This is a genomic window from Enterobacter sp. ku-bf2, assembly GCF_001742765.1.
In the GTDB taxonomy this organism is placed as follows: domain Bacteria; phylum Pseudomonadota; class Gammaproteobacteria; order Enterobacterales; family Enterobacteriaceae; genus Enterobacter; species Enterobacter quasiroggenkampii.
In genome coordinates this window covers 36,078-48,594 of the sequence record NZ_MDVW01000004.1, presented here as the reverse complement: position 1 = coordinate 48,594, position 12,517 = coordinate 36,078, and the positions used below count along the sequence as shown (strand labels likewise).

Sequence of the window (12,517 nt, the reverse complement as noted above, 5' to 3'; positions counted from 1 at the left end):
GTTCTGTGATCGGCTTTAAAATTTTGCGCTATTTAGGCCGTCTGGCCCGGAGAGAATTCTGGCTGCCAGAGCACCTGAAGCTGTTCAATATCGTCGCCGTTAATCAGCTGGCGCACCATATCGGCAATCTGTTTCCCGACGCCCTGGCGGGTAGACTGGATCACCGACGCCACGTCAATATCGACGATGCTGTCCTGGGGTAGTCCGTCATAGACCACCAGTGAGACGGCGTTGTCGCCGGATAAACGCCCCATCTGCGCCAGCGCCATCGCCGCGCCGTCGCCGTGGGTGTTGCAGTCGGTGATGATGGCAGTGGGCGGCTGCGGCAGGGCAAGCAGTTCTTTCGTGATGGCATACCCGACACGGCGCGAAGGCGGCATAGCGCGCAGCCATTCGCTGGAAAGCCCGGCTTCCCGCAACGCGTCCAGATAACCCTGACGGCGCTGGGTGATAAACGCCTGATTGTTGCTTTCGCCAAGTAGCGCGATACGCTGATGGCCTTTCTCGATCAGCCAGCGGGTAGCCTGATGCGTACCGGCGTAGTTGTCGAAATCAAACCACGCGTACGGCTGCGGGAGATGGCTGCGCCCGAGCGCCAGGAATGGAAAACCGGCCGCCTGCAGCTGCTCAAGACGGGGATCGTGATCCAGCGTGTGTGCCACGATCAGCGCATCCACGCGGCGGCTTTGCACCATGCGCATGTAGCTGTGTTTATCGGCCAGATCGTCATCGGCAATCAGCAACAAATCGATTTCATGTCGCGCCAGTTCGTGGCTAATTTCGCCGACCATGTCCATAAATACGCTGTTATTGAGCGGAACAGGATGGACCGGGAACACCAGCCCAACGGCGTCAATTTTGCCCATCTTCAGGCGGCGAGCGAAGGTGTTCGGTCGGTAACCACGGCGCTGGGCCTCTGCTTCCACGCGTGCGCGCGTCTCGGCGGAGACGTCGTCATATCCGTTGAGGGCGCGGCTGACGGTGGTGACTGACAGCCCCAGTTCTTTGGCAATGGCTTTAAGCGACATGAGTTTCCGTATCTCTGTTAGTTTTGTTCCGCCACCAGCAGCGCGTAAGTGTCTGGCTCCAGGGCCTTGAAGATATGCGGCTGGTCGGCGGGATAACAAATGTAATCCCCTGCGCCGAGCTCTTCCGCCGCGTCGAGCAGACCGACCAGCGCCCGCCCCTGCGTCACAATAATATGTTCAACCGAGCCAGGTGGATGCGGCTGTGAAATACGGTCTGCTCCCGGTTGGGTCATCAGAAGATAGACATCGCGGCGCGCACCGGGGGGGCATGCCGCCAGTAAAATGGCTTCATAGTTAGCCTGTCCAGCCACCACTTTTGTCCCTTCACCACGGCGGATCACCTGCGTGGTCGGCAACTGTGGCTCAAGCAAACGGGCGAAAGGAATATCCAGCGCCACGCAGAGCGACCACAGCGTTTCCAGGCTAGGGTTACCGTTGCCGGACTCCAGCTGGGAAAGCGTGGATTTTGCGATCCCGGCACGGCGGGCAATTTCCGCCAGTGAAAGCCCGGTTCGCAGGCGTTCTCGCACCAGACTTTTGGCGATCAGGCTGATCGGCTGCGTCATATAACGGCCTCGCGTTCTATAAAACGAACAAATCGTTCGTCTTGAAAATCAGTTTCGTTGCGTTCATTATAATGGATACACGTTCGATATGGCTAAAATTGTATGAAGCATCATCTCTCTTGTCTGAAAGGCGACACCATAAAAGCAATCATTCTGGTCTGCCTCGCGGTGGGCGTGGTCGGGATGTCCTACGGCTCACTGGCGATGGCCTACGGTTTCCCGGTCTGGGTGCCGTTTGTGCTCTCCATTACCGTGCTGGCGGGCGCGTCTGAATTTATGTTTATCGGCATCGTGGCGAGCGGCGGCAATCCGCTGGCAGCTGCGGCGGCAGGTTTGCTGGTCAACGCGCGGCATGTGCCGTTTGGCGTGACGGTGCGTGAGCTGGTGGGCAAGCGCGGTCTGAGCCTGCTGGGCTGCCACATCATGAACGATGAAAGCGTGGTGTTTGGCCTGTCGCAAAAAACCGCCGAACAGCGTAAAGCCGCCTACTGGCTATGCGGCTTAGGCGTTGCCATCATCTGGCCGCTGGGCGCGCTGCTGGGTGCCATGGTGGGCAAACTGTTGCCCGACCCGGAAACCATCGGGCTGGACGCGGTATTTCCGGCCATTCTGCTGGCATTAGTGGTTCCCGCATTTAAAAACCGTACCACGTTGATCCGCGCCTGCAGCGGCGCTGTGTTATCGCTGGCCGCCGTGCCGTTTGCCCCAGTAGGCCTGCCGGTACTGCTCTCTTTACTCGGTCTTGCCGCGAGGAAAAAATAATGGAAAACATGACGGTCTTTATTCTCGGCATCGCCATTCTTTCTGCCGGAACCTATTTAATGCGCCTTGGCGGCGCCAAACTCGGCAACCGGCTGGCGCTGTCGGAGCGTTCTCAGGCGCTGCTGTCAGATGCGGCAACGGTATTGCTGTTCTCCGTCGCGCTGGCGACCACCTTTTATGAGGGAGAACACTTCGCAGGCATGGCGCGCGTGCTGGGCGTGGCGTTTGCGGTGTTTTTGGCCTGGCGGAAAATGCCGTTAATCGTGGTCATTGTGGCCGCGGCGGTGGTGACGGCATTGCTGCGCGTGGCGGGCATAAACTAAAAAAGCGCCCCGGGGGCGCTCTTTCGACGGTGTGACTCGCTTATTTGTTCAGTTCAGCAGTCATGTGTACGCGGTTACCGGAGAATGCCTGGGTAATTTTGTACGATGATGCGCCCGCTTCCTGAGCCTGAGCCGCGATTTTCGCTTCTGCACCATCAATGGTAGAGGCGGTTGCGGTCACAGTCTGCGCAGCGAAAGAACCGAAAGAAGCAGCCAGAGCGATTACAGCGACAAAAGTTTTGATGCTTTTCATGATTTAAACCCTTTCATTAAGTTGTTTAGGTAAGGCACCGTGCCTTGATGAGATAAATACTAGACCTCATCGCGAACAACTAAAAGCGGAAGGATTTGCTAATATTATTCAAAATTACTGATCAACTATTAATCGCTGAGGATGGGTATAAATCGTCGCCCTTCCCGGCTTGCAGAAGCCCACCAGCGTCAGGTTACAGCGCTCCGCTACCTCTACCGCCAGCGTGGTCGCCGCCGACACCGCGAACAAAATTTCCACACCGCACATGGCGGACTTTTGCACCATCTCGTAGCTGGCCCGGCTGGAAACGAGCGCAGCGCCCTGCTGCCAGACCTGACTTTCACGCGCACGACGACCGAGCAGCTTATCCAGCGCCACGTGGCGACCCACGTCTTCATGCCCACCGGCAATCTCTCCCGACGGCAATACCCATGCCGCCGCGTGCGTGCAGCCGCTCAGCTGGCCGATGGGCTGTACGTCGTTGAGATGCTCAAGGGCGGGGTCGAGGTGCGCCAGATTAAAGGTCTGAGTAAACGGCAGTGGCGCAACGGGCTTGCCAATATCGTTAAGCTGCTCAACGCCGCACACGCCGCAGCCGGTACGCCCGGCCAGCGCGCGACGACGCTCCTTAAGCCCCATAAAGCGGCGGCTGGAGAGTTCGATTTGCACTTCAAGACCGTTGCAGGCCTGGACCACGTCCATGCCGTAGATCTCTTGCGGATGATCGATGATGCCTTCCGAGAGGGAAAAACCGATGGCGAACAGCTCAAGATCTTTCGGAGATGCCATCATCACCACATGCGAGATGCCGTTGTAAACGAGCGCAACGGGCACTTCTTCCGCCAGAAAATCGGGCGTGGCATCGGTTATGCGGGGCGGTCGGTGTACCGACAGTTCCACAATGCCGGCAGGCAGGGGTGACGAGTGGGGATCACGGTTTTGTTTAGACACAGCGGTATTCCTGAACAACCACGGAAGCGAGCGTGCTATTGCAGCATAAACCACAGGCTGTACGCATAGTATGGATCAACTTTTCGACAACCATTCTCCTACTCATTTAGCAGGGGTGCAACCTGACACCGGCTACATCGCTTTAACATGCAGAGCTGTTAATGTGATCGATATCACACTTTATAATCAACATGGTGATAATACGTTCACTTTGTATTAACGCCATTAGAACAGCGGTACCGACAATGTGGTATTCTGATGATATCCCTCGTGGAATTGAGGGATTAACGCAAATTTTTCTCCTTTGCGGTCATTCTTCAACCGCGAAGTCAAAACTACATATGTAAGCAATGTCGAAACAAGGAGTGACCCATGCAGGTCAGCAGAAGGCAGTTCTTTAAGATCTGCGCTGGCGGTATGGCAGGCACCACGGCAGCGGCACTGGGCTTTGCGCCCGGCGTAGCGTTGGCGGAAACGCGGCAGTATAAACTGCTGCGCACCCGTGAAACCCGTAATACCTGTACGTACTGCTCTGTCGGTTGCGGGCTGTTGATGTATAGCCTCGGCGACGGTGCTAAAAACGCCAAAGCGTCTATTTTCCATATCGAAGGCGACCCGGATCACCCGGTTAACCGCGGCGCATTGTGCCCGAAAGGGGCCGGTTTGGTGGACTTTATCCACTCCGAAAGCCGCCTGAAATTCCCTGAATATCGCGCGCCGGGTTCCGACAAATGGCAGCAAATCAGCTGGGAAGAGGCGTTTGACCGCATCGCTAAACTGATCAAAGAAGACCGCGATGCCAACTTTGTTGAGAAGAACGCCGACGGCGTCACGGTCAACCGCTGGCTCTCCACCGGGATGCTGTGTGCTTCTGCTTCCAGTAACGAAACCGGTTATTTAACCCAGAAATTTACGCGTGCACTCGGTATGCTCGCGGTCGACAACCAGGCGCGTGTCTGACACGGACCAACGGTAGCAAGTCTTGCTCCAACATTTGGTCGCGGTGCGATGACCAACCACTGGGTCGACATCAAGAACGCCAACCTCATTGTGGTGATGGGCGGTAACGCCGCTGAAGCGCACCCGGTCGGGTTCCGCTGGGCGATGGAAGCCAAAATCCACAACGGTGCGAAACTGATTGTGATTGATCCCCGCTTTACGCGTACTGCGTCAGTGGCGGATTTCTACACCCCTATTCGTTCAGGTACTGACATCACTTTCCTGTCAGGCGTACTGCTGTACCTGATGACCAACGAAAAATACAACCGCGAATACACCGAAGCTTATACCAACGCCAGCCTGATCGTGCGTGAGGATTACCACTTCGAAGATGGCCTGTTCAGCGGTTACGACGCTGAAAAACGCAAGTACGACAAAACCAGCTGGAACTACGAGCTGGATGAAAAAGGCTTTGCGAAGCGCGACACCACGTTGCAACACCCGCGCTGCGTGTGGAACCTGCTGAAAGAGCACGTCTCCCGCTACACGCCGGACGTTGTCGAAAACATCTGTGGTACACCGAAGGCGGACTTCCTGAAGGTGTGCGAGCTGATCGCCGAAACCAGCGCGAAAGACAAAACCGCGTCGTTCCTGTATGCCCTCGGCTGGACGCAACACTCCATCGGCGCGCAGAACATCCGCACCATGGCGATGGTTCAGCTCCTGCTCGGCAACATGGGAATGGCAGGCGGCGGCGTGAACGCCCTGCGCGGTCACTCCAACATTCAGGGTCTGACCGACCTCGGCCTGCTGTCTCAGAGCCTGCCGGGCTATATGAACCTGCCAAGCGAGAAACAGACCGACCTGCAAACCTACCTGACGGCCAGCACGCCTAAACCGCTGCTTGAAGGCCAGGTGAACTACTGGGGCAACTATCCGAAGTTCTTCGTCTCGATGATGAAAGCGTTCTTCGGGGATAAAGCTACGGCGGAAAACAGCTGGGGCTTTGACTGGCTGCCGAAGTGGGACAAAGGTTACGACGTTCTGCAGTATTTCGAGATGATGCACCAGGGCAAAGTGAACGGCTATCTGTGCCAGGGCTTTAACCCGGTTGCCTCGTTCCCGAACAAGAACAAGGTTGTTGAGTCGCTGTCGAAACTGAAGTTCCTGGTGACGATTGACCCGCTCAATACCGAGACCTCGACCTTCTGGCAGAACCACGGCGAATCGAACGACGTTGATCCGTCGAAGATTCAGACCGAAGTGTTCCGTCTGCCTTCGACCTGCTTTGCGGAAGAGAACGGGTCTATCGTCAACTCCGGACGCTGGCTGCAGTGGCACTGGAAAGGCGCTGATGCCCCGGGCATCGCCATGAACGACGGCGAGATCCTGGCCGGTATCTTCTTGCGCCTGCGTAAGATGTACGCGGCAGAAGGCGGCGCGAATCCGGAACCGGTCCTGAACATGACCTGGAACTACTCGACGCCGGAAAACCCTGCCCCAGAAGAAGTGGCGATGGAGAGCAACGGTAAGGCACTGGCGGACGTTATCGACCCGGCCACCGGCACCGTGCTGGCGAAGAAAGGCGATCAGCTTAGTACCTTCGCCCACCTGCGCGATGACGGTACCACCTCCAGCGGCTGCTGGATCTTTGCCGGTAGCTGGACGCCGAAAGGCAACCAGATGGCCAACCGCGATAACGCCGACCCGTCAGGCCTTGGCAATACGCTGGGCTGGGCATGGGCGTGGCCGCTCAACCGCCGCATCCTCTATAACCGTGCGTCCGCTGACCCGCAGGGCAACCCGTGGGATCCGAAGCGTCAGCTGCTGAAGTGGGACGGCGCGAAATGGGGCGGCGTGGATATTCCGGACTACAGCACTGCCGCACCGGGCAGCGACGTTGGGCCGTTTATCATGCAGCCTGAAGGGATGGGGCGTCTGTTCGCTATCGATAAGATGGCGGAAGGTCCGTTCCCGGAACACTACGAGCCGTTTGAGACGCCGCTGGGCACCAACCCGCTGCACCCGAACGTGGTCTCTAACCCGGCTGCCCGTATCTTCAAGGGCGACTTTGAAGCGCTGGGTAAAAAAGACAAGTTCCCGTACGTGGGTACCACCTACCGTCTGACCGAGCACTTCCACTACTGGACCAAGCACGCGCTGCTTAACGCCATCGCGCAGCCGGAACAGTTTGTGGAGATCGGCGAGAAGCTGGCGAACAAGCTCGGCATTGCCCATGGCGATACCGTTAAGGTCTCCTCTAACCGCGGCTACATTAAGGCCAAGGCGGTGGTGACCAAGCGTATTCGCACGCTGAACGTTCACGGTCAGCAGGTGGATACCATCGGTATTCCGATTCACTGGGGTTATGAGGGCGTGGCGAAGAAAGGGTTCATTGCGAACACCCTGACGCCGTTCGTCGGTGATGCGAACACGCAGACGCCGGAGTTTAAGGCCTTCCTCGTGAACGTGGAAAAGGTGTAACGGAGACGACTTATGGCTTATCAATCTCAAGACATTATCCGTCGTTCCGCGACTAACGGTTTCACGCCCGCGCCTCAGGCGCGGGACCACCAGCAGGAAGTGGCGAAGCTTATCGACGTGACGACCTGTATCGGCTGTAAAGCTTGTCAGGTGGCCTGCTCTGAGTGGAACGACCTGCGTGACGAAGTGGGTCACAACGTCGGGGTGTACGACAACCCGGCAGACCTGACCGCCAAGTCCTGGACGGTGATGCGTTTCTCGGAAGTGGAGCAGAACGACAAACTGGAATGGCTTATCCGCAAAGACGGCTGTATGCACTGTGCGGATCCGGGCTGCCTGAAGGCATGTCCGTCAGAAGGGGCTATCATTCAGTATGCCAACGGCATCGTCGACTTCCAGTCCGAACAGTGCATCGGCTGCGGCTACTGCATCGCGGGCTGTCCGTTCGACGTACCGCGCCTGAACCCGGAAGACAACCGCGTCTACAAATGCACCCTGTGCGTGGACCGCGTTACCGTCGGCCAGGAGCCTGCATGCGTGAAGACCTGCCCAACCGGCGCGATCCACTTTGGCTCCAAAGAGGATATGAAAACGCTGGCGGCAGAACGCGTGGGCGAGCTGAAGACCCGTGGTTACGACAACGCAGGCCTGTACGATCCGGCCGGGGTTGGCGGTACGCACGTGATGTACGTGCTGCACCACGCCGACAAGCCGAATCTGTATCACGGCCTGCCGGAGAACCCGGAAATCAGCGCCACCGTGAAGTTCTGGAAAGGCATCTGGAAACCGCTGGCAGCGGTGGGCTTTGCTGCCACCTTCGCAGCGAGCATCTTCCACTACGTCGGCGTCGGTCCGAACCGCGCGGAAGAGGAAGACGACAACCTGCATGAAGAGAAAGACGAGGTGCGCAAATGAAAAAACGTGACACCATCGTGCGCTACACCGCGCCGGAACGCATCAACCACTGGGTCACCGCCTTCTGCTTCATGCTGGCGGCGATAAGCGGGCTGGGGTTCTTCTTCCCGTCCTTCAACTGGCTGATGCAGATCATGGGGACACCACAGCTGGCGCGCATCCTGCACCCGTTTGTGGGCGTCATCATGTTCGCGTCGTTCATCATTATGTTTTTCCGCTACTGGCACCATAACCTAATCAATCGGGATGATATCTTTTGGGCGAAGAATATTCGTAAGATCGTCGTCAACGAGGAAGTGGGTGATACCGGGCGTTATAACTTCGGCCAGAAATGCGTATTCTGGGCGGCGATTATCTTCCTGGTCCTGTTGCTGGTGAGCGGCGTGATCATCTGGCGTCCGTACTTTGCGCCTGCTTTCTCAATCCCGGTGATCCGATTCGCGCTGATGCTGCATTCATTTGCCGCAGTGGCGTTAATTGTGGTTATCATGGTGCATATCTACGCCGCCCTTTGGGTGAAAGGCACCATTACCGCGATGGTGGAAGGATGGGTAACCAGTACGTGGGCGAAGAAGCATCACCCGCGCTGGTACCGTGAAGTCCGCCAGAAACAGGAAAAGTCATCTGAATGAGTATTCGCATAATCCCGCAAGATGAGCTGGGGTCGAGCGAGAAACGCACGGCGGATTATATTCCGCCGTTGTTATTCCCCAGACTCAAGAACCTCTACAACCGCCGCGCAGAGCGTCTGCGCGAGCTGGCAGAGAACAACCCGCTGGGCGATTTTCTGCGTTTTGCCGCACTGGTCGCCCACGCGCAGGAAGTGGTGCTGTATGACCACCCCTTGCAAATGGATCTGACCGCGCGCATCAAAGAAGCCAACGCGCAGGGCAAGCCACCGCTGGACATTCACGTCCTGCCGCGCGACAAGCACTGGCAAAAGCTGCTGCATTCGCTCATTGCCGAGCTGAAGCCGGAGATGAGCGGTACCGCGCTGGCGGTCATTGAAAATCTGGAAAAAGCGTCCGAACAAGAGCTGGAAGAGATGGCGAGCGCGCTGTTTGCCTCTGACTTCTCACTGGTCAGTAGCGATAAAGCGCCGTTTATCTGGGCTGCGCTGTCGCTTTACTGGGCGCAAATGGCGAGCCTGATCCCGGGTAAAGCGCGCGCCGAATACGGCGAGGCGCGCCAGTTCTGCCCAGTCTGCGGCTCTATGCCGGTCTCCAGCATGGTGCAAATCGGCACCACTCAGGGGCTGCGCTACCTGCACTGCAACCTGTGTGAAACCGAGTGGCACGTGGTGCGCATCAAGTGCAGCAACTGCGAACAGACCCGCGATCTGAACTACTGGTCGCTGGAAAATGAAGACGCGGCGGTGAAAGCCGAAAGCTGTGGCGACTGCGGCACTTACCTGAAGATTCTGTATCAGGAAAAAGACCCGAAAGTCGAAGCGGTGGCCGACGATCTTGCCTCGCTGATTCTGGACGCGAAGATGGAGCAGGAGGGCTTTGCCCGCAGCTCGATTAACCCGTTCCTGTTCCCGGGTGAAGGGGAGTAATTCCCTGAGACAGTGCCGGGCGGCGCGTGCTTGCCCGGCCTACAATTGATAAGGTAAAACCACCCCGGCAATCCCCTGAAAGTCTTTGGTATTCCGGGTGATTAACGGGCAATTTCTGCTTTGGGCAGTCGCTAAAATAATGGCATCCGGCAGTTTCATGCCATGCTTCTCACGGAGCACGACGCTTCTTTCTGCGATCTCTCGGGTTACATCGATAACCTCAAATGCGCCCATTACCGCCGCGGTTTTCGCTTCGTGGCCATGTTTGCGCGCCCGTACCATGACTTCCATCCATGTGATTAGACTGATTGACCGGTGCGATGCTGTGTTTTCGATCGTATTTGCTGCCTCGACGCGATTGTTGAAAAGGTCGATCAGGATATTGGTATCAAAAACCGCCATGTGTTCCATCACTACCACTCCTCACGCAGCTTGCGCTCATACTCTAAACCATCTTCTTGCTGGTTCCCCCAAAGACCAAGCGCATCACGGATAACGGACGAGCTTTGCTGATCGAGATACTGCTCAATTGCTTCACGAAGTAATTCGGCACGAGGTTGGTTACGCAGCTGTTTGAGGTTATCGAGACGTTGAATAACGTCATCCGACAAATCGATCAGAATTCTGCCCATGCTAAGCTCCGCCAGTAAATTCATATATCACCTCAGTATATCACCATTGTCTATTTTCAAGGCAACATACGCTTTCTCCCAGTAGGGTTAAAGTCCCTGGCAATAGTTAGCCTTCCATTTGCGAGGCGCTTTCCAGATTGTTGCCCTCAACACTATTCTTGTTTTCTTTTGAATCAAACCAGGCTATAAAACTGTTCATCCATACAGTAAAAGGGATTATTCATGGCGCTGGAACAGGGTATTGCACAGCTGGTTCAGGGATTTATCGCTGCAGGGCGACCCTCGTCACGTCGCCAGAGCATTGAGGTGCGACGAGCAGGCTATATTGCCAGCACGGGGCTTGCCGGGGAGACCGAAACGCGCGTTCAGGTGGAGACGCTTGTTCTTGAGGGTCTTACCATTCGGGTATTTTCACCTCTCAATGCACCTGAACTATTGCCTGCTGCCATCTACTACCACGGCGGATGCTTTATCAGCGGCGGCTTTGATACCCATGACAACCAACTCCGTCAGTTAGCCTGCTACGGCAACTGCCGGGTGATTGCGATTCAGTACAGGCTGGCGCCGGAGCATACTTTCCCCGCCGCACATGACGATGCGGAAAGAGGTGCAGATCTGGTCTGGCACTATGCGGACAAACTGGGCGTGGATAAAAACCGGATCACCCTTTGCGGAGACAGCGCAGGGGGACATCTTGCGCTGGTAACGGCGCTGCGGCTTAAGGTTAAAGGGCTGTGGCAACCTGCGCAGCTCATTCTCATCTACCCCATGCTTGACGCCACGGCCAGTTTTGAAAGCTATGCCCTCAATGGCACGGATTACATCATCACCCGCGATACCCTGCTCAGTGGGTATGAAATGTACCTCGCTGACACCGACCGCCAGCACCCCGAAGCAAGTCCGCTGTGGCGCGATGATTTTTACGGTCTTCCGCCTGTGCACATTATTACTGCAGAGTACGATCCGCTCTGCGATGAGGGCGAAATGTTGTTCCAGCATCTGACGGAGCAGGGTGTGAAGTGTACCGCTCAGCGCTGGCTGGGCGTCATCCATGGCTTCTTTCAGCTTGGCGGCGTGAGCCAGTCAGCGCGAGACGTTATGCGGGATGTCGCCGGGCGGATTCAGCACGCCCGGGGAGCGTGAACAGGAGATTACTCCTCCTCGTTCCCACCCTCTTCATACGCGCCAAAAGGCTTCGCCGGAAGAACGATATAGGTGCCTTCAAACACCGCGCCCGGTGTTTTATCGCCAAACAGTTCAACCTGCATTTGGACGCGAGCCTTGCGGCCACGAGCCAGACGGTCCAGATCGCCGCCCAGCGACCCCAGATCGGCCACCGCACTCGGCTTGCCGCTGATCGGTGCGCTATAGCGGATGTGAGCATCGGCAAGAATGATGGTGCCACCCAGATGGCGCTCGCGCAGCATCAGCCAGATCAGTCCCCAGCCGGTGAGCGTGGCCAGTGAGAACAGGCTGCCGGCAAACAGCGTGTGGTGCGGGTTCTGATTGCCGGTTTCCGGCATGGTGGTAATAAATTTTTGTCCGGTGTACTGCTGAATGCGCACGCCCATTTTTTCACTGAGCGGGATGTGCTGATACCAGGCCTGCTGGAGCTGTCCGCACCAGTCGGCGCGATGCAGAATATCGTCCAGGGTGGCGATGGGTTTGATCATCAAAAAATGACGAATCGGCGTGGTTTGCGGGGTCGTGATTTCCCCCTGATTCACAAAACCGAGTTTAGCGAAGAACTCAACGGCATCTTCGCGGGCGCTACAGGTGACGCGCTTAACGCCTTCCTGACGGGCGACGGATTCCAGGGTCATCGCCATTAGCGTACCCAGACCTTTGTCCTGCACGGAGGGATGAACCGCCATAAAGCGAATAGACGCTTCGTTATCGGCGTTGATATACAAACGCCCGACGGCCACGAGGTTACCCTCTTCGTCCATCACCATCTGATGGTGGGCCATCGCGTCCCAGGCGTCGCGTTCAGAGCCTTTTGGCTGATGCAGTGGCTTGCGCAGCATTTCCCAGCGGAACTGGTAATAAGCGTCTAACTCTTCTTCCGTTTGCGGTACTCGAAGGTGATACATAGCTGTACTCTCT

General features: G+C 56.8%; 14 protein-coding genes. 7 read left to right on the top strand and 7 right to left on the bottom strand.

What is annotated here, in order from left to right:
- Positions 1 to 32 precede the first annotated feature (32 nt).
- Positions 33 to 1,028 (bottom strand): LacI family DNA-binding transcriptional regulator, encoded by a 996-nt coding sequence (locus BFG58_RS10325; protein ID WP_045909099.1) that lies wholly within the window; start codon positions 1,026 to 1,028, stop codon positions 33 to 35.
- A 17-nt stretch (positions 1,029 to 1,045) separates the two neighbouring features.
- Complete coding sequence (locus BFG58_RS10320; protein WP_023309744.1) at positions 1,046 to 1,594, bottom strand: helix-turn-helix domain-containing protein; 549 nt, start codon at positions 1,592 to 1,594, stop codon at positions 1,046 to 1,048.
- 102 nt (positions 1,595 to 1,696) lie between these two features.
- Here BFG58_RS10320 and BFG58_RS10315 point away from each other — a divergent pair, with 102 nt between their 5' ends.
- Together BFG58_RS10315 and BFG58_RS10310 are read left to right on the top strand one after the other, a co-directional pair.
- A complete protein-coding gene (locus tag BFG58_RS10315) occupies positions 1,697 to 2,356 on the top strand; it encodes an AzlC family ABC transporter permease (protein ID WP_045909098.1) in 660 nt (219 codons plus the stop codon).
- Positions 2,356 to 2,679, top strand: a complete 324-nt coding sequence (locus BFG58_RS10310; RefSeq protein ID WP_008501826.1) for an AzlD domain-containing protein — start codon at positions 2,356 to 2,358, stop codon at positions 2,677 to 2,679. Before BFG58_RS10315 ends, BFG58_RS10310 begins: the two co-directional genes overlap by 1 nt.
- A 40-nt stretch (positions 2,680 to 2,719) precedes the next feature.
- On the opposite strand, the gene BFG58_RS10305 is transcribed toward BFG58_RS10310, so the two are convergent.
- Both BFG58_RS10305 and fdhD read right to left on the bottom strand, forming a co-directional pair.
- The gene (locus BFG58_RS10305; protein WP_021242795.1) at positions 2,720 to 2,932 is read right to left on the bottom strand and encodes a DUF1471 domain-containing protein; all 213 of its coding nucleotides are present in this window, start codon (positions 2,930 to 2,932) and stop codon (positions 2,720 to 2,722) included.
- A 114-nt stretch (positions 2,933 to 3,046) separates the two neighbouring features.
- Positions 3,047 to 3,883, bottom strand: a complete 837-nt coding sequence (fdhD, locus tag BFG58_RS10300) for a formate dehydrogenase accessory sulfurtransferase FdhD (RefSeq protein ID WP_069719778.1) — start codon at positions 3,881 to 3,883, stop codon at positions 3,047 to 3,049.
- 372 nt (positions 3,884 to 4,255) lie between these two features.
- On the opposite strand from fdhD, the gene fdnG reads away from it, so the two are divergent.
- The 4 genes from fdnG to fdhE are packed head-to-tail and all read left to right on the top strand — an operon-like array spanning position 4,256 to position 9,779.
- Positions 4,256 to 7,306 (top strand): formate dehydrogenase-N subunit alpha, encoded by a 3,051-nt coding sequence (fdnG, locus tag BFG58_RS10290; protein ID WP_090393126.1) that lies wholly within the window; start codon positions 4,256 to 4,258, stop codon positions 7,304 to 7,306.
- A gap of 12 nt (positions 7,307 to 7,318) precedes the next feature.
- A complete protein-coding gene (gene fdxH / locus BFG58_RS10285) occupies positions 7,319 to 8,221 on the top strand; it encodes a formate dehydrogenase subunit beta (RefSeq protein ID WP_008501831.1) in 903 nt (300 codons plus the stop codon).
- The gene (fdoI, locus tag BFG58_RS10280; protein WP_014172232.1) at positions 8,218 to 8,853 is read left to right on the top strand and encodes a formate dehydrogenase cytochrome b556 subunit; all 636 of its coding nucleotides are present in this window, start codon (positions 8,218 to 8,220) and stop codon (positions 8,851 to 8,853) included. The genes fdxH and fdoI overlap by 4 nt, the downstream gene beginning before the upstream one ends.
- A complete protein-coding gene (fdhE, locus tag BFG58_RS10275) occupies positions 8,850 to 9,779 on the top strand; it encodes a formate dehydrogenase accessory protein FdhE (protein WP_008501833.1) in 930 nt (309 codons plus the stop codon). The genes fdoI and fdhE overlap by 4 nt, the downstream gene beginning before the upstream one ends.
- Before the next feature lie 39 nt (positions 9,780 to 9,818).
- Here fdhE and BFG58_RS10270 read toward each other — a convergent pair whose 3' ends face one another.
- Both BFG58_RS10270 and BFG58_RS10265 read right to left on the bottom strand, forming a co-directional pair.
- Positions 9,819 to 10,190 (bottom strand): type II toxin-antitoxin system VapC family toxin, encoded by a 372-nt coding sequence (locus BFG58_RS10270; protein ID WP_083261473.1) that lies wholly within the window; start codon positions 10,188 to 10,190, stop codon positions 9,819 to 9,821.
- Between the two features lie 2 nt (positions 10,191 to 10,192).
- Positions 10,193 to 10,435: a ribbon-helix-helix protein, CopG family gene (locus tag BFG58_RS10265; protein ID WP_069719776.1), complete on the bottom strand. Its 243-nt coding sequence runs from the start codon at positions 10,433 to 10,435 to the stop codon at positions 10,193 to 10,195.
- A gap of 198 nt (positions 10,436 to 10,633) precedes the next feature.
- On the opposite strand from BFG58_RS10265, the gene BFG58_RS10260 reads away from it, so the two are divergent.
- Positions 10,634 to 11,554 carry an alpha/beta hydrolase gene (locus BFG58_RS10260; protein ID WP_048226825.1) on the top strand — a complete coding sequence of 307 codons (921 nt, stop codon included), beginning with the start codon at positions 10,634 to 10,636 and terminating at the stop codon, positions 11,552 to 11,554.
- 8 nt (positions 11,555 to 11,562) lie between these two features.
- On the opposite strand, the gene fabY is transcribed toward BFG58_RS10260, so the two are convergent.
- Positions 11,563 to 12,504 (bottom strand): fatty acid biosynthesis protein FabY, encoded by a 942-nt coding sequence (gene fabY, locus BFG58_RS10255; protein ID WP_023309755.1) that lies wholly within the window; start codon positions 12,502 to 12,504, stop codon positions 11,563 to 11,565.
- Between the last annotated feature and the right edge of the window lie 13 nt (positions 12,505 to 12,517).